Here is a 24,007-nt window from a genome sequence, read left to right as displayed (position 1 = left end):
GTTGAGGCTTTCCTGCGGGCCGACGCATCGCGATGGAGGATGGCCTGCATCTTGCAACGTCGGTGATGTAGCCGAGTTCATCACGAAAGGTGTCGCAAATGTCGGGTTTCCTACAACGCATCGACTGGCCGCCGCTGTTGCTGTCGCTGAAAGTCGCGAGCCTCGCGACGCTGCTCGCATCGATCGCCGGCATCGCGCTCGGCTGGCTTTTCGCGCGCCGTCGCTTTCCGGGGAGCGCGATCGTCGAAGCCGCCTGCATGTTGCCGCTGGTGTTGCCGCCGACCGTGATCGGCTACGGGATTCTGATCGTCGCGGGCCGGCGCAGCGCGCTCGGCAGCTGGCTCCATGAACAGTTCGGCTACACCTTCGTGTTCAACTGGCACGGCGCGGTGCTCGCGTCGACGATCGTCGCGCTGCCGCTGGTGCTGAAATCCGCAAGCGCCGCGTTCGCGGGCGTCGACCGCTCGCTCGAGGCGGTCGCGCGCACGCTGCGGCAGTCGCCATTCTCGACCTTCGTGCGCGTCACGCTGCCGCTCGCATGGCCGGCGATTCTGGCCGGCGCGCTGCTCGCGTTCGCGCGTGCGATGGGCGAGTTCGGCGCGACCTTGATGATCGCGGGCGACATCCCGCGCGAGACGCAGACGCTGTCGCTCGCGATTTACGACGCGATGCAGGATGGCCGCGACGGCACCGCGTTCTTCCTCGCGTGCGTCACGTCGGTGCTGTCCGTCGCGGTGCTCGTGTTGTCCAAGCGCTTTTTCACACTACGTTGAGCCGGAGAGGGATTCATGAAATCAATGATTCGATGCTTCGCGAGCCTGCTGTGCGTGCTCGCGCCCGTCGTCGCGCTCGCGCAGCAACTGACCGTGTCGGCCGCGGCCAGCATGACCGATGCGTTCAAGGAAATCGTGCCGCGCTTCGAAGCCGCGCATCCCGGCGTGACGGTGCGGATGAACTTCGGCGCATCGGGCACGCTGCTTCAGCAGATCCGCGTGGGCGCGCCGGTCGACGTATTCGTCAGCGCCGATGCGGCGACCGTCACGCACGGCATCGATGCGGGCATCTTCGACGGCGCGACGCAGCGCACGCTCGCGACGAACACGCTGGTGCTGGTCGTGCCGGCCGGCGACGCGTCGCCCGTGAAGTCGCTCGCCGCGCTAGCGGACCCGGCCGTGCGACGGATCGCGATCGGCAAGATCGCGACCGTGCCATGCGGCCGGTATACGCAGCAGGCGCTCGAGCGCGCGAAGCTGTGGGGCGCGCTCGGGCCGAAGATCGTGGAGTCCGACAGCGTGCGGCAGGTGCTCGACTACGTCGCGCGCGCCGAGGCCGACGCGGGCTTCGTCTATCGGACCGACGCGATGCTGATGCCCGATCGGGTCGCGGTCGTGCAGACGGTGGATGACCACGATCCCGTCGTTTATCCGGTCGTCGCCGTTCGCGCGAGCAGCGCGCCTGCGCTCGCGAAGGCGTTCATCGCGTATCTCTTCGGCCCGGACGCACAGGCGATCCTGAAGCGGTACGGCTTCACGCATGCGTGACGGAGCGCACCGGTGATCGACGTCGACTTCGATGTGGCGGTGTCGGACGGCACACGGCGTTTCGCGCTCGCGATGCGCTTCGCGTCCGACGCGCGCGTGATCGCGCTCTACGGGCCGTCGGGCGCCGGCAAGTCGTTGACGCTGCAGACCGTCGCCGGGCTGCTTGCGCCGCGACGAGGGCACGTGCGCGTCAACCGGCGCACGCTGTTCGACGCGGACTGCGGAATCGACGTGCCGCCCGAGCGGCGCGGCATCGGCTGCCTGTTCCAACATTACGCGCTGTTTCCGCATTTGTCGGTGCGCGAGAACGTCGCGTTCGGGCTGACCACGTGGTATCGACGCCGCTTGTCGAACGACGCGCGTGGGCGCGTCGACGAGCTGCTGGAGCGCTTCGGTCTCGCGTCGCTCGCCGGCAGCCGGACCGACGGGCTGTCGGGCGGGCAACGGCAGCGTGTCGCGCTGGCGCGCTCGCTCGCGTGCCAGCCCGGCCTGCTGTTGCTCGACGAGCCGTTTTCCGCGCTCGATCCACCGTTGCGACGGGACTTGCGACGCTATCTGGACGAGGTGCTCCGCGAGTGGCAGATCCCCGCGATGATGATCACGCACGACGTCGACGATGTGGTGGCGCTTGCCGACGTTGCGTTCGTGATCGAGCAGGGCCGGGCGGTGCGCGAGGTCGACGTGCAGCGCGGCGTGGCGACTTCGCTGGAACGCATGTGCGCGGACGCGCGCCCGCCGACGCCGCACGAACAGCGTGTGCGCGGCTTGCTGCGGGCGTCCGCGATCGACTGACGCGGCGGACGGATGCGAGAGACGAGTGGTACGCGCAACGATGCGACGCTGTTGATCGGCGAGCTGAAGCTCGCGGGCCGCCTCGATGGGCGGTTTTTCGCGCTCCTGGAAGCGATCGACAACACGGGTTCGATCAACCGTGCGGCGCGCGTAGCCGGTTATAGCTACAAGGGCGCGTGGCTGGTGCTCGAGAGCGCGTCGAATCTCGCGAGCCAGCCGTTGTTCACGACGGAGACGGGAGGCAAGGGCGGCGGTGGTACACGACTTACGCCGGCCGGACGGGAGTTGCTGTCTGCATGGCGGGTGCTGCAGGTGAGGACCCGACGGTTCCTGCGGGAACAGGAAGCATGGCTGGTTCAATCTCCGGCGCTGTCCGGATTACTCAGGAGAATCGCAGTGAAAACCACCGCTCGCAATCAGTTTTCGGGAACCATAGCTGCGGTCAGCGATGGACCGGTCACGACCCAGGTGACGTTGAAGATATCGGGCGATCAGGAGATCGTTGCGACGATGACCACGGCCGCGGCGAAGCGGCTCGGTCTCAAGATAGGGCAGGACGCGATCGCGCTGATCAAGTCGTCGGCCGTCGTGCTGGTCGCCGATTTCGCCGGCTATGTGCTGTCCGCGCGCAATCAGTTCAGCGGGTCGATCTCGCGGATCGAGCGCGGCGCGACGACGTCGCTCGTCGTCGTGACGCTGGCGGGTGGTGTGAACGTGACGTCGAGCGTCACGAACGACGCGGTCGATGCGTTGGGGCTTGTCGTGGGGCAGCCGGCGACGGCGGTGTTCAAGGCTTATTCGGTGATGGTGGCGGTGGCGGCGGCTTGAGGCGTCATCGTGGTGAAGAGCGCCTTTCCGCCGGCCGTGCGGATGCAGGCGATCGCCACGCAGCTCACGCTGCCGACCACGGCCTTCGTGATCGAACGGTAGCCGGGCGACCACGCAATACGCTGGTTCACGCCGGGCGCCGAGCTGAACATCTGCGGTCACGCCACCATCGCGACGATGGGGTATCTGTACGATGTCGAGCAGGTTCGGGCAAGCGGTCCGCTGTGCTTTCATACCCAGTGCGGACCGCTGCATGCATACGACGCCCGCCGCGCTACCGCCGCGCCTCCACGCGGCGCTGGGCTCGACGATCCACCATTTCGCGCGCGCGGTCGACGACTTTCTGGTGCTGCTGATTCGGAGGAAACGGTAAGCGGGCTCACGCCCGGCTTCGACGCGCTGAAGACCTTCGACTGCCGCGGCCATGTCGTCACGGCGCCCAGCCGGCGCACCGGCGTCGATTTTGTGTCCCGTTCCTTCTTTCCCGCGCTCGGGGTGAACGAGGTTCAGGTATGCGTGTCGGCCCATTGCAAACTGGCGCCGTTCTGGGCCGGGCGTCTGGAGCGGCGTCGCTTGTCGGCGCTGCAGGGCCCCCCGCGCGGCGGCCGCCTGATCGTTGAGGACGGGGAAGACCGCGTGCACGTCGCGGGCATTGCGGTCGTGCGGGCGCGGCTGACCCTATAAAATGGTCAGCCGCCCCGCAAGCAAGGACACAAGATGAAGAAAAAGCGCCTGCAGCTGAATGTCGTCAACGTCGAAGATGTCGAGGCGGTCGATCACATGGAAGGAACGCACTGGGGTGGGTCTTACAAATCACTTACGCCTGTGCTCGACACGGTTCCCGGCAGAATCGGCGTGAATCTTTCACGCGTGCCGCCCGGCCGCACTGCCTGTCCGTTTCACACCCATGCGCGCGAGGACGAGGTCTTCTTCGTGCTGTCGGGACGCGGGGTGTTCCGCTATGGCGATACGCTGCGCGAAATCGGTCCCGGCGATTGCATCTCGTGCCCGGCAAGCAGCGGCATCGGACACCAGCTGGCGAATCCGTTCGACGAGGATCTGGTGTACCTGGCCATGGGGTTGAACGATCCGCACGAGGTCTGCACCTATCCCGACAGCGGCAAGGTGATGATTCGCAGCCTTAAGACGGTCGGCCGGATCGACACGGCAGATTACATGGACGGCGAAGCGAACATGCCGCAGGTCTTCACGATGCACACGACAACCGGTCCCGCACCGAGGAAGCACAAGTCGTCCGGCAGACAGAAAAGCAAAAAGGCCTGACGAATCGGTGGGGTTGCGGGCGCTGCCGCACAGGGGGCGCATCCGGGGATATCAGATCCGCAATACGAAATGAATGCGTCATTGAATTTCCGGTGTCGGACTGCACGACGGAGCCTATCCGAATCTTTGTGTGCGAGGCATAAACCGGCGACCAAGGAGCCACTTTATGCCACGCAAACGCAAGGAAGAAGTGACGATTGAACCGGGCAAGGGCTTGAACCTGGACCCGGAACTGATCAGACAACTGGTACCCGGAACGCTGGATCGGGCGACGCTGCCCCAAGCGCCGTTTCACGGGAGTACGCATTGACCGGCGCCGGCTTCGATACTCGCGAATGCCCCGGCAATTTTCCGTACAACTTGACGAGCCCGGCAAATTTCCGTACAGTAGCGCAAGGAGGTAACACCTTATGGCTACTACTCGCTTTGAAGCACGCGTCGAGACCGACGTGCTGGCGGTGATCCGCCGGGCCGCCGAGATCCAGGGGCGCACGATGTCGGACTTCGTCGTGTCCGCTGCGCGCGAAGCCGCGCAACGCGCCATTTCCGACGCGGACTTGATTCGCCTGTCGGTGGCGGATTCGGAGCGCTTCGCCGCGGCGATTCTATCGCCCGCCAAGCCCACGGACGCCTTGCAGCGGGCACTGGGTCGTCATGACCAGTTGCTGCGTAACGAATGACCGGTCCGCAGCTCACGGTGGCCGTGCTCGACGCAGCCCATGATCGAACCGGTTTTGAATGTGGCACGCCGGCGCTTGACCGCTACTTGCGCGAAACGGTGACGCAGGACGTTCGCCGTCGCGTCGCCGCGTGCTTTGTAATGCTTGACGGCAATTTCGTTGCTGGCTATTACACGCTGTCAGCCGCCAGCGTCGCGTTGGCGAATTTGCCCCATGAAATAGCGCGCAAGCTGCCGCGCTATCCCACGATTCCGGCGGTGCGCATGGGGCGACTGGCCGTTGATCGCCGGTATCGGGGCAGGGGGCTGGGTGCCGCTTTGCTGGTCAATGCGCTGCGGCGCGCGACCAGCTCGGAAATCCCGGCCGTCGCGTTGACCGTCGACGCGAAGGACGAGGGCGCCGCGGCGTTCTATGGCCACTTCGGCTTCCAACCCATCACGCACGACCCGTTGGCATTGTTTTTGCCGTTGGCGACGGTCAAGTAGGGTAGAGCATTGAATCTGTCGCGACGTGAGCTTGTCCAGCTTATTCTCGAGATAAGCGGAGGGCTGACTGGCGCCATATCTACGATCCTCAACGAAGCACCAGAGTGGGCGATCAGGAGCGGTGACGAGTGCATCGATATCGCTCGCCTTGCACGAGTTGCCCGCGCGCATGTTTGACACCCCCTGGCCGTGGCCCATCGCACCTCGGCCCTTCCTGGAAGAGGCGTTTGGTAGCTGGGTGGGTCGAATCGCGGCGCGGTATCAGACGAGCGTGGACTGGATCTGGGAATCGGGCACAGGCGTAGCGATGCCTAGCCTGACCAAGGCCGGCTGGATCCTCGTTCCCCCCAGTTCTATCCCCAACCCTGTGCCGTCTATCTCGCGTAGCGCGGCTCAACGACGGCATTCTGAGCATGATCCAGACGCCGCATGAGTGGGTCTTCGGCCGGAAGTACTTGGTGTATTGCTTCAGATGTCTTGTTCTGAACGACGCCGATGTCACTGCATCACGGTGGAAGAGGGAGTGGCTCGATCCGTCAGCCGACTACTGCCGGGTGCACCACAGCCTGCTCGAGACTGTTCCGCAATCGATTTTTGCCAGAGCTCCGAATTTCGATGCCGCGCTGCTGGCGATATCACGTTATCGATGCCCACGCAGAAAGGAACCGTCACGCAGCTTTGGACCTGCGCCTTGTTGACGCGCCTTCTTCGATTCTCGCCAGTACACGCTTGCCGGAATCCACCACTGTCGAATCATGTGTCACCTGATAGCGCACAATCATGCCTTCCACAGAATAATTTCATTCAGTACCAGCGCCCTAACGGGCCGGTTCGGCGTCTCCGCAATCTGTCGACGATCTCCTTCACGATCAGCTTCAATGTGTGCGTTGATTCGATGCACCAAGAATGGACGCGACTTTCAATAGTGTCAAAGTCTGGTTTGCGATAGAGTCGATAGGAATGACCAATAGATGAGGGGATGCCCGTGCTGCTCCGTCACATCCGCTACTTCCTTGCAGTGGCAGAACAGAAGAATTTCACGCGCGCTGCCGAGGCACTTCACGTATCGCAGCCGACCTTATCGCAGCAGATCCGGCAGCTCGAGGACACCTTGGGAACACCGCTGTTCGACCGTTCCGGCAGAACTGTTCACCTGACCGACGCGGGAGAAGCGTGGATGCGTTACGCCAAACTCGCGCTGCAGGACCTTGACGCAGGGGTGAGGGCGATACACGACGTGGCGGAGCTGAGCAGGGGTAGCCTGCGTTTCGCAGTAACGCCGACCTATACGGCATCCTTGGTCGGGCCGATCGTCGATGACTTCCATCAGCTGCATCCTGGCATCAGAATCGATATTCGCGAACTCACGCAGGACCAGATGGAGGCGCAGCTTGCGGACGACAAGCTCGATATCGGTGTTGCATTCCATCCGGCCTTTTCGGCCGACATAGAAAGCCAATCGCTTTTCGAGGAGACGCTGAGCTTGGTAGTCGGCCACAGCCACCCGCGTGCGTCGCGCCGCAGGGCACTCGCGGGGCGTGACTTTGGCAAGGAACCGTTGGTGTTGTTGAACGACACGTTCGCGACGCGCCGGTTCATCGATGAGCATTTTGCGCGTCACGCGATTCGACCACTTGTCGCAATCGAAGTGGATACCATCGGTGCAATCGTTGAAATCGTGCGTCGCGGGCAGCTGGCGACGGTTCTCCCTGATCACATCGCACGCGTGCAAGAGGGCCTGCATCCCGTGCCGCTCGATCCACCTCTGCCGACGCGCACGGCCGCCGTTTTAGAGCGCAAGGGTGGGTATCGCACCGCAGCAAGCAGGGCGTTCTTAAAGCTGCTCACTGATCGGTTCGGGAAGTCGACCTGACCTTCTCCGACATCGACGGTGTCGAGTAGTTGAGAGACTTGCATCGGAGCTGATGCAGCGTGAGCGGATTTGCCTACGACAGCGGTTTTTGCCGAGATCATCGACAGGAAACCCGCTTTTGATGACCCGTCGCGGCCTCGGTAACGATCCAACATTTCAGTGGCGAGCGGCCTTGCCGCCGCTGCGTTAGCATGCGCGTCGATCGCGACACCTTCATCGCAGGGCGCTTAGCCAAACTGTCAACCCCGTGCTTGATGGCTGTAGATCCGGCCGCGTCAGCAAATCCGACGTGGGCTCTGGTTGAAGAATTATTCACGATCGAATTCGCCGTGATCGTTGCCGCATTGAGTGCTGCAACTGACGATCCACTGGACAGAGACACATCGAGGCGACTCGCTTCGCCGCAGCCGCTTGGTCTGGCGTCACGAGCCGTGGAAGACCGTGTCGTCCAGGCGTTGCAGAGTACCGTCCTGCCCGGCCTTGATCATGTCGTTGATCACCTCGCCGCGGGTCATTGCGCGCTGAGCTTCCGGCGCCGCATTCCGCTGAATCAACGGCGCAGCAGAGTGGTAACCCGGTGAAGCCGCTTCTGCGGAAGATGCAGCAAGCGCGGTCGTGGCGGAAGCAGCCAGCGTGAGTGCCGACAGGACGTAAGAAATGTGACGGATTCTCTTGTTCATGATGTTTCCATTTCCTTGTTTCGATAAGGTCAGTTTTACTAATGGTAGTGCTGTCGCGGTTCGAAGACTCTGCTAACAGTGACCATAGATTCAGCTAGCGGGCAAACCAGCGCCGCCGCCGTTAGAAAACCCTGAGAGCGACGGTCTCCTCGTCTCCGCACGCGATGCGCTCGCGTAACAGACGGGGGATGTCCGGGCGAAGGTTTTGCTATTGCGCCTTCATGTCGGATGTGGTTCACGAGGCAGTGGATCACTTCCTCAGCTAGGCCTTCGTCGGCCCGAAGTGGCGGAGCCACCAGACGAGATTCGCGCACCACTCGACACAACCAGTAGTACCGGTGAACTTCAACACACGCCCAACAATCCGTTGTGCTTCGCCACGAGATTGTTGGGCGCGAACCGCTCATTGCGGCTCTAACGCGCCGGGCGTCAAAGTCCCAACTCGCTCAGTCCCGGATGATCGTCCGGCCGACGGCCCAAGGGCCAGTGATACTTGCGCTCGGACTCTTTGATCGGCATGTCGTTGATACATGCATAGCGGTGTTGCATGAGGCCGTCCTCGCTGAACTCCCAGTTCTCGTTGCCGTAGGAGCGGAACCAGTTGCCCGAGTCGTCATGCCATTCGTAGGCGTAGCGCACGGCAATGCGATTGCCGCCGAATGCCCACAGCTCCTTGATCAGACGATACTCGTGCTCCTTCTTCCATTTGCGCTCGAGAAACGCCTGCGCTTCCGTGCGATTGTTCGCGAACTCTGCGCGATTGCGCCATTTCGTGTCGAGCGAATAGGCGAGCGCGACCTTGGCGGCATCGCGCGAATTCCAACCGTCTTCTGCGAGACGGACTTTCTCGATGGCCGTCTCCAGCGTGAACGGCGGAAGCGGCGGACGAACTGCTGCGGATGAGGTCATTTCGGATCTCCTTGTGGGGGACAGCGCGTTGTTGGTGCTCGACGTGGAGCGCGGCACCGGTGCTCAGTAAGAACTTTCGTCTTTGCATCATGGGTTCAGAACGGCTTGGTCGGCAGATACTTGCCGTCGAGCGTGATGACGGCACGCTCGCCGCCTTCCGGGTCCGGAACCTTCTGGATATCGAGTTTGAAGTTGATCGCGCTGATGATGCCGTCGCCGAATTTCTCGTGAACCAGCGCCTTCAACGTCGAGCCGTACACCTGCACCATTTCGTAGAAGCGGTAGACGGTCGGATCGGTCGGCACGCCACCCGGAATGCTGCCGCGCACGGGAATGGTTTGCAGCAGGCGCACGGCGGCGGCGTCGAGCCCGAGGCGTTCGGCGACGAGCTTCGCCGCATTCTCAGACAGCGCATGCTGACCGAGCAGCGCAGCCGTCGTGTATGCGAGGCTCAGGCCCGTGCCTTCGTTGATGGCTTCGAACGTGAGGTTCTTGCGCACTTTCGCGTCGACGATCGTTTCGGTCAAAGCTTCGCGCGCGTTCGGTGTGACTTGCGATTGGGTCATGATGTTGCTCCTTGAGAAAATCAACCTGGTGAGATCGGCCGTCGGTTTGACGAGCCGGGAATCAGAGCGCAGCCACGCACTCGGCGGGCGTCGCGGTGACATCGGGATGCGCGGCGAGCGGCACGAACTGGCGAGTCGCGGCGTCGAGCGCGTTGATCGAGCCGGATTCGATGTCGTAGACCCATCCGTGCAAATTGAGGCGGCCTTGCGCAAGTCCCAGTGCAACGGAGGGATGGGTCTTGAGGTTGTCGAGCTGCGCGATGACGTTCTCGCGCACCATCGAGTCGACGCGCTCGCGTTCGCCTGCATGTTCACGCGCCTGGTTGACGAGCTTCGCCGAGTCGGCGTAGCGCAGCCAGTTCGCGACGGCGGGCATATGGTCGAGGCCCTTGCACGTTGCGACGGCCGTCATCGCGCCGCAGTCCGAGTGGCCGCAGATCACCACATCCGTCACGCCGAGCGCGGCCACTGCATATTCGACGGTTGCCGACACACCGCCCGGCTCGGGACCGAACGAAGGCACGATGTTGCCGGCGTTGCGGATCACGAACAGGTCGCCCGGTTCGCGCTGAGTGACCAGTTCGGGAACCATGCGGCTATCGGAACAGGAAATGAACAGAGTGCGCGGCGTCTGGCTGGTGGCCAGCTTGCGGAACAACTCCCTGCGAGCGGGCATGATGTCCCGTTGAAATTTCAGAAAACCGTCGATGATCTCTTGCATGGTCAGCTCCATTCAGTCTGGCGTTCGTCGCCGCGTCGGTCAGTGCGATACGTTGAACAGAGAATGGACCTGTTGCATCATAGTGTCCAAGATGGGTTTATGATGCCAACCATAGGCAAGACCAATTGTTCTCGGGTGCGAGGAAATTCGCCATGCTGTTGTGGGCTATCCGTTACTTCCTGGCCGTCCCGGAACACCGCTATTTCACGTGCGCCGCCGAGGCACTGCACGTTTCGTAGCTCCCGCGGTCGGAGCAGATACGTCAACTGGAAGCCACGCGGCGCACTGAGCGAACTGCTGAGTGGATTCAGCATCGCTACGCGTGCCGCTGACGCGACGCGTCTGAAAGGCCCGCCGCGAAGCGAAGACTTCCCGCGCACGCCGCGAGGTGTCTTTACCAGGTCGTTGAATTCGACGGGCACCGGCTCGATATCCGGCTCAAAGGTCGTGATGCTCGATCAGCCCGGTTTTGCCCGAGAGTTCGAAATCAAATCGAACCCGTTTGGCTGCTGGTAATCATTGACGTATGCCATAGCCGAGCGTCAGGCCGCGCGTGTAATGTCGGGAGCGTTACGCGGCGGTGCCGCCCGTATGAACGGCGAGTTGCGCCCTAACTGGACCACGTTTGCGGGAACGATCGGAATGAATGCGGCTTCGCGCCAGCGCGGTCGAAGCGGGACCCGGCATTGCGCAGATCGCCGCAGCCGCCACTCGCCCCGAGCTCGAGGAGCGACACGATCGCGTGCGACACGGTGGAGTGCAACCCGATGAAGCCGCAGGCGAGGGCGACGCTACCGTCGACAGACGGGGCGAGCGGTTGCAACGACACGCGTCGCTCGAGCGGGCGGCTGCCACCGACGGCGCAGGCCCGCTGGTCAACCAGGCTCGGCGACAATCCGTGCGGCACATCGGGCAGCAGAAAAACGACTTTACCAGCGGCAAGCGGGATGCTGCCGCGCCTGTCGGCATAGTGAAGCCACGCGGACCCATGCAGGATGATGTGGAAGCTCGCCTTCGCGCAACCGGCGGTCGATGCCTGCCAGTTGCTGCAATACTGGGAAGAAGATCAAATTGCCGAGCGATCTCGCGTCGTGAACCCACATGAAGCAGTAGTCGTTCAGCGATCTACGTCCTTCTCACGATAGGGTGCAGCACGGGTGACATCGCCCTGATAGAACGCCGCAAATCGTTCCAACTGCCGCCGGGCCGCTTCGCTGTCGGAGCCCTCCTTCAGTACCGCACTCGAAAAACCCATGCGCTCCATCTGCTGCAATTGGTCGACGAGAACCTCACCAGTGGCCCGCAAGTCGCCCTTGAAGCCGAGCCGTCGGCGCAGGTAATAAGCCTGGCTATACGCTCGCCCGTCAGTAAACGACGGGAAATGCAAATCGACGCGCGTCGCGGTTGCGATCTGGAGCGCGTACACGCGCGGGTCGGCATCGTTCGGCAACGTGAGTACGGATGGGGCGGCGTCGGCGGCATGTTCGCCCGCGTCGAGAAGACGAATGCGTGCAACGGCGTTCATGCAAGAGTCTCCGCGGTTGTGCGAGCCGCATCGGCAGCCGACTTGAACGGTTCGAGTCCGACCCGGCGCAACGTTTCGATAAAGGTCTCGTAGCGTTCGCCCGACCGCGCACGTAGCGCCAGATAACAATCGAGCACCGCCTCGACGGCATCGGTTATTTCATGTGCCGCGAACGACGGGCCGATGACCTTGCCGGGCCGTGCAACGCCGCTGCGCGCGGAGCCGTCTGCTCCACCCAGTGTGATTTGGTACCACTCGGCGCCGTCCTTGTCGACGCCGAGGATGCCGATATGCCCGCTGTGATGATGTCCACACGAATTGATACAACCGCTGATGTGGAGGTCGATTTCGCCGATGTCATTCAGTTCGTCGAGATCCTGGAAGCGCTCCATGATGCTTTGCGCAACCGGTAGCGACCGAGCATTGGCGAGCGCGCAGAAGTCGCCGCCAGGGCACGAGATCATGTCAGTGAGCAAATGTACATTTGCGCTTGCGAGTTGCACGGCAACCGCCGCGTGCCAGAGCGGGAGCAAATCGTCGACATGAACCCAGGGCAGCACGATATTCTGGCTATGGGTGACGCGTGCTTCGCCTGCCGAGAAGCGATCCGCGAGCTCTGCGATCCGTTCGAGTTGCTCTGCAGACGCATCTCCTGGTGACTGCAATGGTCGCTTGAAGGAGAGGGTGACGATACGCAGCGACGGATCGCGGTGTGATGCGACGTTACGCTCGAGCCAGCGCGCGAAGTGGGGAGACTGCCGTGCAGTTGCCGTACGCACACCGTCCGATTCCGGATCGGCGGGGCGACTCGCGGCCACCTCGGGCGGCACCGCGAAGTACGACCTCATGCGATCTAACTCTGCCTGCGGGATCGTATGGGGCCCCCCGTCACAGTCCACGATTTGCCTGAATTCCTCTTCGACCTCGTCGATGAAACGCTGGCCTTCAGCCTTTGCGAGGATCTTGATCCGAGCTTTGTATTTGTTGTCTCTTCGGCCGAACTGGTTGTACACGCGGACAACGGCCTCGATGTAGTTCATGATGTGCCGCCACGGAAGGAATTCGCGCAGCACGACGCCGATCACCGGCGTTCTGCCCATGCCACCACCCACCAATACGCGAAATCCAAGTTCGCCGTCCTCGTCTTGGACGAGTCGTAGTCCGACGTCGTGCCAGCCCGTTGCCGCACGGTCCTCGGTGGAGCCGGAAATGGCGATCTTGAACTTGCGCGGCAGGAATGCGAACTCAGGATGCAGCGTCGTCCATTGGCGCATCAGTTCTGCAAAAGGCCGCGGATCTGCAATTTCGTCCGGCGCAACACCTGCTCGCTCGTCGCAGGATATGTTTCGGATGCAGTTGCCGCTCGTCTGTATGCCGTGCATGTTGACGGTTGCGAGAAGATCCATCACGTCGGCGGCTTTGGAGAGCGGAATCCAGTTGTACTGGACATTCGTTCGGGTCGTGAAGTGCGCCTGATGCGTCGGCAGGCGTTCGGTGCCAAGTTTACGCTGGGCATCAAGCGCTCGACGGTAGACTTCGGTATCAGGCTCGTCGTACTCGCGAGCAATGCGTGCCAAAACGCGAATCTGCGCACTTGAGAGTTCGCCGTACGGAACGGCGACACGCAACATCGGAGCGTGACGCTGCACGTACCAACCGTTTTGGAGACGCAGTGGCAGAAACTCTGCGTCACTGAGTTTGCCACTTTGCCAGCGCTCGATCTGATCGCGAAACTGAGCGGCGCGATTCGCCACGAAGGCCTTGTCGAATTCGTTGTAACGATACATGGTGGCTGCAGAAATGCCGGGATCCGGTGGACATGGAGCGTTCACGTTATCGTGCCCCGGAATGCAGTTAAAGCAGCAGACGACACTCAAACGAGCGTAGCAGTGTGAGATAGTCGAAAAGCTGACCCGTGGTCGACATTACAAAGCACCGTTCGTCATTCGTAAGCGGTAGATTGGCAGTCACATTGGGGGTAATCGTCCTTTTCGTGCAAAATCTGGCGGTTTCGCCGCAAAGCCTTCTGTAGCAAGGCCTTGCGGTCGATTCCGGCTACCGTCGGCAGTCCCGGCCGCGATCTGCGGTAAGCTACGTGCCCGCAATTTTCAATTGCGACCGTGACGGGAGGCAGCAGATGCCAGGCCTGGAATTTCGGTATGTGGAGCAAGATCGCTTGCCCGCGCGACTGTCGGAGTTCGACGTCCAGTGCTACTTCGCGCTGAACGACAGCGACGTAGCTGCGATCAACGAACGTTTCCGGCGCGATCGTCGCGCGGGCGCCGCCGTTCAACTGGCTTTCTGCGGGCCAGCGGCCACACGCAGGACCACGTTGGCACCCTTCCACGGCAACTGTTGCGCTATGTCGGCGAGCGCCTCGGTCTGCCGACGCCGTCGATCGCATCGCTGCGCGCGCTCTACCAACGCTACAAGACTCAATACGAGCACCAGGTGTGGGCGTGTGAATGCCTCGGCCTGACGTCGATCCGCGCTGACCAGTGGACCGGCCTCGGAACATGGATGCGTCAGGATGCGGCCGAATCGCTGACGCTCGACGAACTCGTCCAGCATGCGCATTACTGGCTGTACGAGCGGCGACTGTTGATTCCTGCCGAGCGAACGCTGCGGGATTTGGGGCGAGCGATCTGGGTGGAGGCCGAACGCGGTCTGCTCGCCACGATTCAGGCGACCGTCAGCGACTCCGAATTGATGCGCGCCGATGCGGTCTTGTCCACGCAACACGGCACGTCAGGGATGACCGTGCTCGATGGCTGAAGACGCCGCCGGCACGGCACAGCCCGTCGACCATTACCGAAACACTTTCGCAGGTCCGTTTCCTCAAGTCACTCGGCACTCGTACGTGGAACTTGGACGCGGTGCCGATCGAGAAGCAGCGTGCCTATGCACAGTGCATACAGGCCCGGCGTCCCGCCCAGGTTCGTGAGCTCAAGGCGTCGACGCGCACGATATAGCAGATCATTTTCTGCACTTCACGCTGCTGGAGTTGACCGACGCGCTGCTCTACCAAACGGGTCGCCGCGTGTCCGATCTCGTTCGGCACGTCTACGATCGGACGACGGTCAAGCACGCCCGGTCCGCTGTCGAGTACGGCCAGCAGCTGATGTCAATCAAGGTGCTCGTCAACGATATAAGCCGCTCCGCAGAAGAACGGCTCGACGACATTGGCAAGTTGCTGGAGGATCTGTCAGACAAGCCGCCGACGAGTCACGCAGCCAGCGTTCGCGAAACGCTGACCGACGATCATCATCGCATCCGCAACCTGCTGGTGCCGTTACGCGAACTGGAGCTGTCCGGCAGGGAGGCTGAGCCGAGCCTGCAGCAGCTCGAACTCCTCAGCTCACTGCACGACCGCGGCGTGACCGAACTCCCGTCCGACTGCGAGGTGCCAGTAAGCGCAAGCTGGCGGAGACCAGCCGGCACCAGCACGACCCACAAGATGCTGATCGTGAGCCGGACCCCGTTGAGCAGCGGCCCGGCGATGGCCGGCAGCATGATGTGGATCAGCGGTTCACGGCGGTCGCCGCCAGGCTTGAGCCGAACTGCAGCCACTACCGCTCGATCTGCGTGGGCGCGCCGGCGGAGTATGCGTGGTAATAGCTGCTTTGACATTTGCAGCATGCCAATAAGTCGATATCGTCAGGCTGATAAATATATACGGACCTTTGCCCGCCAAACAGCAGCATGTCAGCATATTTGCTGATTAATCAGCAGCGCTGCAATCGAATTCGGGTGATCTCAATGCGGTTCCGGTGATGGTGCGTGATGGCACGGCTTCTGCTTTAGTCCTGGCATTGCAGCCATTTCTGATCTGCTGGAGCCAATATGACCGCATCAAATCACCTTAAATCCGTCCAGTCTTTCGATTCGCAATTATCGACAGGCACGGATTATGAGCGCCTGGCAGAACGCTTTCGCCCGATTTTCGCTCGTATTGCAGATGGTGCGCTCGAACGCGAGCGTTCTCGCATGCTGCCGTATGAGCCGGTCGAATGGCTCCGAAAGGCGGGGTTCGGCGCCGTGCGAGTGCCCGTCGAACGAGGCGGTGCGGGCGCGTCGTTGCCGCAACTGGTACAGCTGCTCATCGAACTGGCCGCCGCCGACTCGAACGTGCCGCAGGCGTTGCGCGGGCACTTCGCTTTCGTCGAGGATCGGCTCAATTCCGAACCGGGTGCTGCGCGCGACGAATGGTTCCGCCGCTTCGTCGCGGGTGAACTCGTCGGCAACGCGTGGACCGAGGTCGGCAGCGTTGCAATAGGCGATGTGATCACACGCGTGCGGCGCGATGGCGACGGCTGGATTCTCGACGGGGAGAAATACTATTCGACGGGCAGCATCTTCGCGGACTGGATCGACGTATTCGCGCGCGACGAAGACGGCCGGGACGTGATCGCGGCCGTGCGAACGAACCAGCCCGGCGTGCAACGCAGCGACGACTGGGATGGCTTCGGCCAGCGCACCACCGGTAGCGGCACGACCCGCTTCGACGCGGCACGCGTCGAAGCGGAGAACGTCATCGACTTCGCGACGCGCTTCAAGTACCAGACGGCGTTCTACCAGCTCGTGCTGCTCGCGGTGCTTGCGGGTACCGGACACGCCGCGCTACGCGACATCGCGCGAGAGGTGGGCGCACGCAAGCGCATCTTCAGCCACGGCAATGCGCCGTCGTTCGCGCAGGACCCGCAGATCCAGCAGGTGGTCGGCGAGGTCGCGGCGCGCGTATTCGCGGCCGAGGCGACGGCGGTGCGCGCGAGCGAGGCGGCGCAGCGCGCATACGAGGCCCGCTTCGGAGGTGACGAGCAGGCCGAGCACCGGGCGAACGTCGACGCGGAACTCGACTCCGCACGTGCGCAGATCGTGGTCTCGGATCTCGTGCTGCGCGCGACGACCGATCTGTTCAACGCGCTCGGCGCATCGGGCTCGAGCGTCGCGAAGGGGCTCGATCGCCACTGGCGCAATGCGCGCACCGCGGCCTCGCACAATCCACTGGTGTTCAAGGCGCGCATCGTCGGGGACTGGGAGATCAACGGCACTGAGCCGCCGTATGTCTGGGCCATCGGCAGCGGACCGGCCGCGCAGGGCGCTTCCCAGGCCGCCGCCTGAACCGGCGTAGGGAGCGGCTCGGATGCATCCCGCTGCCGTTCCCGGACGCGACAGACCGTTGCATCAGGAACGATTGCTGCATACCGGGCAAGTGTCCGGCATGGTTGCTTGTCGGTACGTATGCGGATCAACGCCGATCGGATATCGATCGTGCCTTACGTAATGCCGCCGTTTGAACGCCGGCTGACGCTTCGACAATGTCGAGGTCAACGGCATGTATGGGCTGACGCCCGCGCTCGCGCTGGTCGGCAACGACGGATTCACGTCCGGCAAGGCGTCGCAGAACGGCAGGTCGGATTCGCTGCGCCGGTACTCGGTTACTGCGGGCGCGGATTATTCGTTCAGCAAGCGTACCGATGGCCTATCGAGCGTCTATCCGGCCGGTATTTACCAGCATGCAACGGGCATTGACCAGCGCCCGTGCGGAGCGTGCTACTTCAGCGCATTGATTTCCTTTGCCCGGATCAGACGCGCGCGCAGTACGTTGCGGCTGATGCCGAGCAGTTTCGCTGCCTGGATCTGATTTCGATGACTGAATTCAAAGGCAATGCGCATCACGGTATCTTCGATATGCTCGAACAGATTGTAGTGTTCCTGGTCGAACAGGCCGCGTAACGCCTGCTCGAAATTTTCCTGGGCATCATGGTGTTGAAGCGGATCGCTGCGAGGCGTGAACGGCGTGTCGCCGTACCTGATCTGGAGATCGGATTCCTGCAGCAGATCATGGCGGCTGACCAGGAGCGCGTGGTGGATCACGTTCTCCAGCTCGCGGATATTGCCGGGCCAGTTGTGCGCAAGCAGTTTCTGTTCGGCTCGCACGTCGATATCCGCGGGGCCGTATCCGAGGCGGCTGCGATAGTCCTCGATGAAATAGCGTGCGAGCGGCAGGACGTCGCCAGGGCGTTCGCGTAGCGCGGGGATCGCGAGCTGCACGACGTTGAGCCGATAGAACAGATCGCCGCGGAAGTGGCCTGCGGCGACCGCATCGTTGAGGTGGACGTTGGTCGCCGCGACCACTCGAACGTTGATCGGAATGCTGTGGCGCGACCCGAGCCGGACGATTTCGCGCTCCTGCAGCACCCGCAGCAGTTTGACCTGCATCGACAACGGCAGGTCGCCGATTTCGTCGAGGAACAAGGTGCCGCCGTTGGCCGCCTCGAACCATCCGGGCTTCGCGCAGAATGCGCCCGTGAACGCTCCTTTCTCGTGGCCGAACAGTTCGCTTTCCACCAGCGTTTCCGAGAACGCGCCGCAGTTGACCGCGATGAACGGGCGGTCCTTGCGGTGGCTCAGATTGTGAACGTGGCGCGCAACCAGTTCCTTTCCGGTTCCGGTTTCACCGACGATGAGCACGCTTGCATCGCTGGGCGCGATCATGCGTATCTGGTTGAGCAACGCGAGCGAGCGGGGATCGACGAAGACCTGCGCGCGCGCCCGGATCGACGTGGTGAGCGCGTGCCGGTCCGGCAGGGTCAGCACCGCCGTGTCGGCGGTCCCGGCCGGTTCGCTCAGCTGGACAGGAGGGAGCGGACGGTTCATGAGTAGAAGCTCGGTTGGGGGTAGGTCCGTTTGAGTGCCCACTCGCCGAGTTCGCGCAGCTTGTACGCCAACGGATCGTGCAGCGAGTGGGTTCGCAGGTTGCGCCAGTGTCTGTCGAGGCCCAGTGCGCCGTGGGTCGCGCGTGCTCCTGCAACATCGAACATCCGGGTACAGATGTCGAGTCCTGTCCGGATCGACGAGACTTTTGCGCTCGCGACGGCCACCGCGACTTCTCCACGTTGGTCTTCGCCGAGTGCCGCGCCGAGCGCCCACGCGTCGTCGAGCCGGGCGGCCGCGCGGTCGGCCAGGACGCGTACGGCTTCGAGCCCGACCCAGAACTCGCCGTACTGGCTCAGGATGTAAGGATCGTCGGCGGTTCGTGCGACGCGCGTAGCGGGCCATGGCCGGGCCTCGTGCAGCGTGTAGTGTTGCGCGTCGTTGAAGGCGGCTTCGCTGATGCCCAGATAGATGTTCGTGAGCACGAGTTGCGCGATCAACGGGCGCAGGCACGCGAACGGTGTGGAGAGCGGCCCGGGATTGGCGAGAATCTCGCGATGCTCCACGCGCACCCGTTCGAACGTGACGGTTCCGCTGTCGGTCTGGCGCTGGCCGATGTTGTTCCAGTCTTCCGAGATGGAAATGCCGCTGCGTTGCGTCGGCACGGCGGCCACCAGCAACGCATTCGTGTCGACGGCGCGCGCGGACGCGATCAGCATTTCCGAATCGAGCGCACCGGAGCAGAAGCTTTTCTGTCCACTGAATTCCAGCCAGCCATTGCGCGGCGAACTGATCGTGCGTTCGTCGAGCGGGTTGAGCGCATTCCCCCAGAACCAGTCGTGGGTGGCCGTCTGCTGGAACCACGGCTCCCATTGCTCGGGCGCGCCGAACAGACGGGCGGTCGCAAGCAGCAGATGATGAAAACCAAACACGTGGGCGATCGAGCTGTCGGCGCGAGCCAGCGTGCGCACGATATCCAGCGTGGTGAGCCAGTTCGTGCCCAGGCCGCCATACGCAGTCGGAATGCTGAGCCGCAGCAGCCCGCTCGCACGTAACGCATCGCGTTCGGCCTTCGGCGTGCCGCCGGCACGATCTCGTTCGGCGGCGGTTCGCGTGAATTGCGTGGCGAGTTGTTCGGCGATAGCCAGCGGATCGGGGTGCGCGCCGTTCGGCCCGGTCGTAGGCGGATAGGTCGAGAGTGTTGCCATGTGAAAGGGGGATGAGTGAGATGAAACCGAGCGTCCCAGTCCAACGATTCTGTTTGTCTCGGTGCTGCGTGGGAAGCAACAAATTGTCATATTCAAATCAGATGCCCGGCTTTTAGGCAGCAAGCGCTGAAGAATTGCGGATCGAGCAGCAGTTTGCTGGCGCGCTGCTGCCAGACAAGCGCGGCGGCTCCGGTTTCGACGTCTTTCGAGCCCATTCGCCCGTGGCATGGAACCTGCATGAACGCCAGCTCGAATAATCTCGATCGGAAGGCGTCTTGCTAATGAAGCATATCGGTGCTGAGACAGTTGCATTGGCGTCCTGGCAGCCGGCGGTGGAGTCGGTTGCGCAGGAACTGGAGCGTACGGCCGTTGCGCGTGACCGGGCCGGCGGGACGCCATTGCGCGAGCGTCGCATGTTGCGCGACAGCGGCCTGCTGGGGCTGAGCGTGCCTCGTGCGTATGGCGGTCATGGCGCGAGCTGGTCCGAGACCCTGGCCGTCGTACGGCGGTTCGCGCAGGTGGACAGCTCGCTCGCCCATCTATTCGCTTTTCACCATCTGCATCTCGCGACGGTGCGCCTGTTCGGGCGCCCACAGCAGTGGGAACCATGGCTGGAGCAGACCGTCTCGCAACGCTGGTTCTGGGGAAATGCGCTTAATCCGCTCGACCGGGGCACGCGTGCGGAACCGGGCGGTGCAGACGGATGGAATTTCGTTGGACGAAAGAGTTTCTGCTCCGGCGCGGCGGATTCCGATCTTCTGCTGGCCTCGGCTTTCGATGCGCAGGGACGTTTGCTGATCGGCGTGGTGCCGACTGCCCGCGAGCGGATCGTGATTCTCGACGACTGGGACAACATCGGGCAGCGCCAGACCGATAGCGGCACGGTGATATTCGAACGCGTGGCGGTGGCGCGCGATGAAATCCTCGCCGATCCGGGGCCGCTGTCTTCGCCGTTTGCCTGCTTGCGGCCGTTGTTGGCCCAACTGATCCTGGCGCATATCTATCTCGGCCTCGGCGAGGGCGCGTTACGTGCGGCGCGGGATTTTACGCGGGAGAGCACGCGCGCGTGGATCGCATCCCCGGCGCGCCATCCGACCGAAGATCTTTACGTACAGGGGCACTACGGCCGGTTCTGGCTTGCGCTCGAGGGTGCGGGCGCACTGGTGGAGCGAGCCGCCGCCGCGTTCGATGCGGCGTGGACGCGTGAGGCCGCGCTCACCGAGATCGAGCGCGGCGAGGTCGCGATTGCCGTTGCGGCGGCAAAGGTCTCGTCTGCGCAGGCCGGCCTCGATGTCACGCAGCGCATGTTCGAGGTAACGGGCGCGCGGGCGACCACCGCGGCGCTGCGGTTCGACCGCTTCTGGCGGAATCTGCGTGTCCATACCCTGCACGATCCGATCGACTACAAGATTCGCGAGCTCGGGGACTGGGCGTTGAATGAGCGCTTTCCGACGCCGTCCTTTTACTCCTGATGCTGCTCATGAAGCAGTGAGGAAGCAGCTTTGCTGCCGCTCGGTCATCTGCGCCGGCGATATGGTTTCCAGTCTGCCCGGAATGACGCGTGGATCGTCTCGCGAACCACGCATGTCGTGAATATGCGGCGAATCGCGGCCGGTTTTCCTGTCGTGGAACGAGAACGAGGCCGTTTGGCACGGTATTCGCTAAATGTTTGGCCTGCACGGCTGGCTGCAACGCTGGCGTCACGCAGCACATGAAAAGGAACGCACGATGGGCAAGAAGATTTACAAGGTGGTCGTTGTCTCGGGCAACACGTCACGGCCTTCGCGAACGCTCGCACTGACGGAGGCGTTGCTGTCGGGCCTGCGTGCGGTGCTGCCGGTCGAGCCGCATTTGATCGAACTCGGAGAGATTGCGCCGGTGCTGTCCGGCGTGCTTTCCCGAGCGGATGCTTCCGCCGAGCTGGCGCTTCAGTTGCGCGCCATCGAGGAGGCCGACGTGCTGATCGTTGGCAGTCCGGTCTACCGGGCGTCGTACACGGGGCTTTTCAAGCATTTGTTCGATCTCGTGCATCACGAGGCGCTGATCGACGTGCCCGTGCTGCTGGCCGCGACGGGCGGCAGCGAGCGTCATGCGCTGGTGATCGACCATCAGTTGCGCCCGCTGTTCAGTTTCTTCCAGGCGCGGACCTTGCCGCTCGGTGTGTTCGCATCCGAGCGGGATTTCCACGACTACGCGATTACGAGCCCGGAGCTGCTCGATCGCATCCGGCTTGCCGTCGAGCGGGCCGTACCGCTCGTGCAGGAAGCCAGTCGTCTCGAACCTGCGGTGGCCGCGTCGGCCGCGTGAGTTTCAACATCTTCTGAACAGGACCTTTCCATGAGCAATGCCACTTCTTCCGACGAAGCCGTCAAGTTCGCCTACTGGGTGCCGAATGTGAGCGGCGGCCTTGTCGTCAGCACGATCGAGCAGCGTACCGACTGGAGCCTCGAATACAACCAGAAGCTCGCGAAGACCGCCGAAGACGCGGGTTTCGAATACGCATTGAGCCAGATCCGCTTCACGGCCGGTTACGGCGCCGAGTATCAGCACGAGTCGGTGTCGTTCAGCCACGCGCTGCTGCACGCGACGACCAAGTTGAAGGTGCTTGCCGCGATTCTGCCGGGGCCGTGGCATCCGGCCGTGGTCGCGAAGCAACTGGCGACGATCGATCACCTCACGAACGGGCGCATCGCGATCAACGTGGTGAGCGGCTGGTTCAAGGGTGAATTCACTGCGATCGGCGAGCCTTGGCTCGAGCACGACGAACGCTATCGGCGCTCGAAAGAGTTCATCGAAGTGCTGAAAGGTATCTGGACCCAGGACAACTTCACATACAAGGGCGACTTCTATCGCTTCCACGACTACACGCTGAGCCCCAAGCCGCTGCAGAAGCCGCACCCGGAGATCTTCCAGGGCGGCAGTTCGCGCGCGGCCCGCGACAACGCCGCGAGCGTGTCGGACTGGTATTTCACCAACGGCAATACGCCGGAGAACCTGAAGGCGCAGATCGACGACATCCGCGCGAAGGCGGCTGCGAATGGCCATCGTGTGCGCATCGGCGTGAACGCGTTCGTGATCGCGCGCGACACCGAGGAAGAAGCGCGGGCCGTGCTCGACGACATCATTGCGCATGCGCACGTCGAGGCGGTCAATGCGTTCGGCGACGCGGTGAAGCAGGCGGGCAAGGCGTCGCCGGAAGGGGAAGGCAACTGGGCGAAATCGACGTTCGAGGATCTCGTGCAGTACAACGACGGCTTCCGCACGAACCTGATCGGCACGCCGCAGCAGATCGCGGAGCGGATCGTCGCGCTGAAGGCGATCGGCGTCGATCTGGTGCTGACGGGTTTCCTGCACTTCATCGAAGAGGTCGAGTACTTCGGCAAGAAGGTGCTGCCGCTGGTGCGCGAACTCGAAAGCCGGCTGCAGCCGGTCGCGGCCTGAACGGGTGCCTGACACATGACGCAGACCGCACCGCCGCTGCTCGCGCTCGAGCGCATCTCGCTGTTGTTCAAGGGCGTGAAGGCCGTCACCGACGTCAGCTTCGAGGTGGCGGCGGGCGAAATCTGCGCGCTGATCGGACCCAACGGCGCGGGCAAGAGCTCGCTGCTCAACGTGATCAACGGCGTGTATCGCCCGCAGCAGGGCGCGGTCCGCTTCGACGGACACACGTACCGGCACATGGACCCGTATCGCGCCGCGCATCGCGGCATCGCGCGCACGTTCCAGAACCTCGCGTTGTTTCGCCGCATGAGCGTATTCGACAACGTGCTGACGGGCCGCAACCTGCATCGGCGCAGCACCTGGCTGGAACAGACGCTGCATGTCGGCCGCGCCCGCCGCGACGAAGCCGCGCAGCGCCGGTATGCGGAGCGTGTGATCGAGAAACTCGACTTGCAGGCGTATCGCGACGCCGTGGTCGGCTCGCTGCCGTACGGGCTGCAAAAGCGCGTCGAACTGGCGCGCGCGCTCGCGGCCGAGCCGCGGCTGTTGCTGCTCGACGAACCGATGGCCGGGATGAATGCCGACGAAAAGCATGCGATGGCCGAATACGTGCTCGACGCCAACGCGCACTTTGGCGTGACCGTGGTGCTGATCGAGCACGACATCGGCGTTGTGATGGGCGTGTCCGATCACGTGGTGGTGCTCGACTACGGCAGGAAGATCGCCGACGGCAGACCTGATGAGGTGCGGGCGCACCCGGACGTGCTGGCTGCCTACATGGGCACGCATCACTGACGGAAACGGACAACGGGGAACG

26 protein-coding genes and 3 pseudogenes are annotated in these 24,007 nt (G+C 63.0%); 16 read left to right on the top strand and 13 right to left on the bottom strand.

What is annotated here, in order from left to right; all coding sequences use genetic code 11:
- The first annotated feature begins 98 nt into the window (after positions 1–98).
- Genes modB through EX20_RS04085 form a run of 4 tightly spaced genes read left to right on the top strand, consistent with a single transcriptional unit; the run spans position 99 to position 3,161 of the window.
- Complete coding sequence (modB, locus tag EX20_RS04100) at positions 99–773, top strand: molybdate ABC transporter permease subunit (protein ID WP_014725876.1); 675 nt, start codon at positions 99–101, stop codon at positions 771–773.
- A 15-nt stretch (positions 774–788) separates the two neighbouring features.
- Positions 789–1,541, top strand: a complete 753-nt coding sequence (gene modA, locus EX20_RS04095; protein WP_014725877.1) for a molybdate ABC transporter substrate-binding protein — start codon at positions 789–791, stop codon at positions 1,539–1,541.
- Positions 1,542–1,553: 12 nt separating this feature from the next.
- Positions 1,554–2,333, top strand: a complete 780-nt coding sequence (locus EX20_RS04090; RefSeq protein ID WP_034192732.1) for an ATP-binding cassette domain-containing protein — start codon at positions 1,554–1,556, stop codon at positions 2,331–2,333.
- Between the two features lie 12 nt (positions 2,334–2,345).
- Positions 2,346–3,161, top strand: a complete 816-nt coding sequence (locus EX20_RS04085) for a TOBE domain-containing protein (protein WP_034192731.1) — start codon at positions 2,346–2,348, stop codon at positions 3,159–3,161.
- On the opposite strand, the gene EX20_RS29830 is transcribed toward EX20_RS04085, so the two are convergent.
- Positions 3,128–3,313, bottom strand: coding sequence for a hypothetical protein (locus tag EX20_RS29830; protein WP_051974378.1), 186 nt, complete (start codon positions 3,311–3,313; stop codon positions 3,128–3,130). The genes EX20_RS04085 and EX20_RS29830 overlap by 34 nt on opposite strands.
- Here EX20_RS29830 and EX20_RS30240 point away from each other — a divergent pair.
- The 6 genes from EX20_RS30240 (at position 3,279) to cynR (ending at position 7,483) form a co-directional block, all read left to right on the top strand.
- Positions 3,279–3,845 (top strand): PhzF family phenazine biosynthesis protein, encoded by a 567-nt coding sequence (locus EX20_RS30240; protein ID WP_331281127.1) that lies wholly within the window; start codon positions 3,279–3,281, stop codon positions 3,843–3,845. The two genes, EX20_RS29830 and EX20_RS30240, sit on opposite strands and share 35 nt — an antisense overlap.
- Before the next feature lie 33 nt (positions 3,846–3,878).
- Positions 3,879–4,445: a cupin domain-containing protein gene (locus tag EX20_RS04075; RefSeq protein ID WP_081350632.1), complete on the top strand. Its 567-nt coding sequence runs from the start codon at positions 3,879–3,881 to the stop codon at positions 4,443–4,445.
- 166 nt (positions 4,446–4,611) lie between these two features.
- A complete protein-coding gene (locus tag EX20_RS30235; RefSeq protein WP_156126939.1) occupies positions 4,612–4,755 on the top strand; it encodes a hypothetical protein in 144 nt (47 codons plus the stop codon).
- A 100-nt stretch (positions 4,756–4,855) separates the two neighbouring features.
- Complete coding sequence (locus tag EX20_RS04070) at positions 4,856–5,125, top strand: type II toxin-antitoxin system TacA family antitoxin (RefSeq protein ID WP_011880168.1); 270 nt, start codon at positions 4,856–4,858, stop codon at positions 5,123–5,125.
- Positions 5,122–5,610, top strand: a complete 489-nt coding sequence (locus EX20_RS04065; RefSeq protein ID WP_034192730.1) for a GNAT family N-acetyltransferase — start codon at positions 5,122–5,124, stop codon at positions 5,608–5,610. Before EX20_RS04070 ends, EX20_RS04065 begins: the two co-directional genes overlap by 4 nt.
- A gap of 985 nt (positions 5,611–6,595) precedes the next feature.
- Positions 6,596–7,483: a transcriptional regulator CynR gene (gene cynR, locus EX20_RS04060; RefSeq protein WP_034192881.1), complete on the top strand. Its 888-nt coding sequence runs from the start codon at positions 6,596–6,598 to the stop codon at positions 7,481–7,483.
- A 422-nt stretch (positions 7,484–7,905) separates the two neighbouring features.
- On the opposite strand, the gene EX20_RS04055 is transcribed toward cynR, so the two are convergent.
- The 8 genes and pseudogenes from EX20_RS04055 to EX20_RS32435 all read right to left on the bottom strand — a co-directional run bounded on the left by EX20_RS04055 (position 7,906) and on the right by EX20_RS32435 (position 14,177).
- A complete protein-coding gene (locus EX20_RS04055; protein WP_034192729.1) occupies positions 7,906–8,163 on the bottom strand; it encodes a hypothetical protein in 258 nt (85 codons plus the stop codon).
- Between the two features lie 429 nt (positions 8,164–8,592).
- Positions 8,593–9,072 carry a nuclear transport factor 2 family protein gene (locus EX20_RS04050; RefSeq protein ID WP_034192728.1) on the bottom strand — a complete coding sequence of 160 codons (480 nt, stop codon included), beginning with the start codon at positions 9,070–9,072 and terminating at the stop codon, positions 8,593–8,595.
- A 95-nt stretch (positions 9,073–9,167) separates the two neighbouring features.
- A complete protein-coding gene (cynS, locus tag EX20_RS04045; protein WP_034192727.1) occupies positions 9,168–9,638 on the bottom strand; it encodes a cyanase in 471 nt (156 codons plus the stop codon).
- Between the two features lie 61 nt (positions 9,639–9,699).
- Entirely contained in the window at positions 9,700–10,359 is a 660-nt protein-coding gene (locus EX20_RS04040) for a carbonic anhydrase (protein ID WP_034192880.1), read from the bottom strand.
- Positions 10,360–10,969: 610 nt separating this feature from the next.
- Positions 10,970–11,362 (bottom strand): annotated as a pseudogene (locus EX20_RS04035) (cupin domain-containing protein); the annotation flags it as partial.
- Positions 11,363–11,476: 114 nt separating this feature from the next.
- Positions 11,477–11,884, bottom strand: a complete 408-nt coding sequence (locus EX20_RS04030) for a DUF934 domain-containing protein (protein WP_034192726.1) — start codon at positions 11,882–11,884, stop codon at positions 11,477–11,479.
- A complete protein-coding gene (locus EX20_RS04025) occupies positions 11,881–13,671 on the bottom strand; it encodes a nitrite/sulfite reductase (protein ID WP_034192725.1) in 1,791 nt (596 codons plus the stop codon). The genes EX20_RS04030 and EX20_RS04025 overlap by 4 nt, the downstream gene beginning before the upstream one ends.
- 155 nt (positions 13,672–13,826) lie before the next feature.
- Positions 13,827–14,177 (bottom strand): hypothetical protein, encoded by a 351-nt coding sequence (locus EX20_RS32435; RefSeq protein ID WP_175464249.1) that lies wholly within the window; start codon positions 14,175–14,177, stop codon positions 13,827–13,829.
- On the opposite strand from EX20_RS32435, the pseudogene EX20_RS33385 reads away from it, so the two are divergent.
- A pseudogene (locus EX20_RS33385) lies at positions 14,061–15,311 on the top strand (DUF4158 domain-containing protein); the annotation flags it as partial. The gene EX20_RS32435 and the pseudogene EX20_RS33385 overlap by 117 nt on opposite strands.
- A gap of 5 nt (positions 15,312–15,316) precedes the next feature.
- Here the strand turns inward: EX20_RS33385 and EX20_RS32715 are convergent.
- Positions 15,317–15,453, bottom strand: a pseudogene (locus EX20_RS32715) (ABC transporter permease); the annotation flags it as partial.
- A 274-nt stretch (positions 15,454–15,727) separates the two neighbouring features.
- On the opposite strand from EX20_RS32715, the gene EX20_RS04015 reads away from it, so the two are divergent.
- Positions 15,728–17,005 carry an acyl-CoA dehydrogenase family protein gene (locus EX20_RS04015; protein ID WP_014725905.1) on the top strand — a complete coding sequence of 426 codons (1,278 nt, stop codon included), beginning with the start codon at positions 15,728–15,730 and terminating at the stop codon, positions 17,003–17,005.
- A 432-nt stretch (positions 17,006–17,437) separates the two neighbouring features.
- Here EX20_RS04015 and EX20_RS04010 read toward each other — a convergent pair whose 3' ends face one another.
- From EX20_RS04010 to EX20_RS33135, 3 genes are all read right to left on the bottom strand, one after another.
- Positions 17,438–18,544, bottom strand: a complete 1,107-nt coding sequence (locus tag EX20_RS04010; protein WP_051974374.1) for a sigma-54 interaction domain-containing protein — start codon at positions 18,542–18,544, stop codon at positions 17,438–17,440.
- A complete protein-coding gene (locus tag EX20_RS04005; protein WP_034192724.1) occupies positions 18,541–19,749 on the bottom strand; it encodes an acyl-CoA dehydrogenase family protein in 1,209 nt (402 codons plus the stop codon). The genes EX20_RS04010 and EX20_RS04005 overlap by 4 nt, the downstream gene beginning before the upstream one ends.
- A gap of 92 nt (positions 19,750–19,841) precedes the next feature.
- Positions 19,842–19,964 carry a hypothetical protein gene (locus EX20_RS33135; RefSeq protein ID WP_014725908.1) on the bottom strand — a complete coding sequence of 41 codons (123 nt, stop codon included), beginning with the start codon at positions 19,962–19,964 and terminating at the stop codon, positions 19,842–19,844.
- A gap of 66 nt (positions 19,965–20,030) precedes the next feature.
- Here EX20_RS33135 and EX20_RS04000 point away from each other — a divergent pair, with 66 nt between their 5' ends.
- The 4 genes from EX20_RS04000 to EX20_RS03985 all read left to right on the top strand — a co-directional run bounded on the left by EX20_RS04000 (position 20,031) and on the right by EX20_RS03985 (position 23,985).
- Entirely contained in the window at positions 20,031–21,221 is a 1,191-nt protein-coding gene (locus tag EX20_RS04000; protein WP_034192723.1) for an acyl-CoA dehydrogenase family protein, read from the top strand.
- A gap of 256 nt (positions 21,222–21,477) precedes the next feature.
- Positions 21,478–22,056, top strand: a complete 579-nt coding sequence (gene msuE, locus EX20_RS03995) for an FMN reductase (protein WP_034192877.1) — start codon at positions 21,478–21,480, stop codon at positions 22,054–22,056.
- A 30-nt stretch (positions 22,057–22,086) separates the two neighbouring features.
- Positions 22,087–23,190, top strand: a complete 1,104-nt coding sequence (gene sfnG / locus EX20_RS03990; protein WP_014725911.1) for a dimethylsulfone monooxygenase SfnG — start codon at positions 22,087–22,089, stop codon at positions 23,188–23,190.
- A gap of 15 nt (positions 23,191–23,205) precedes the next feature.
- Positions 23,206–23,985 carry an ABC transporter ATP-binding protein gene (locus EX20_RS03985; RefSeq protein ID WP_014725912.1) on the top strand — a complete coding sequence of 260 codons (780 nt, stop codon included), beginning with the start codon at positions 23,206–23,208 and terminating at the stop codon, positions 23,983–23,985.
- The last annotated feature ends 22 nt before the right edge of the window (positions 23,986–24,007 follow it).

Origin of the sequence: Burkholderia sp. WP42, from assembly GCF_000745665.1 — a bacterium.
Taxonomy (GTDB): domain Bacteria; phylum Pseudomonadota; class Gammaproteobacteria; order Burkholderiales; family Burkholderiaceae; genus Burkholderia; species Burkholderia vietnamiensis.
This window is presented reverse-complemented; position numbering and strand designations above follow the sequence as displayed.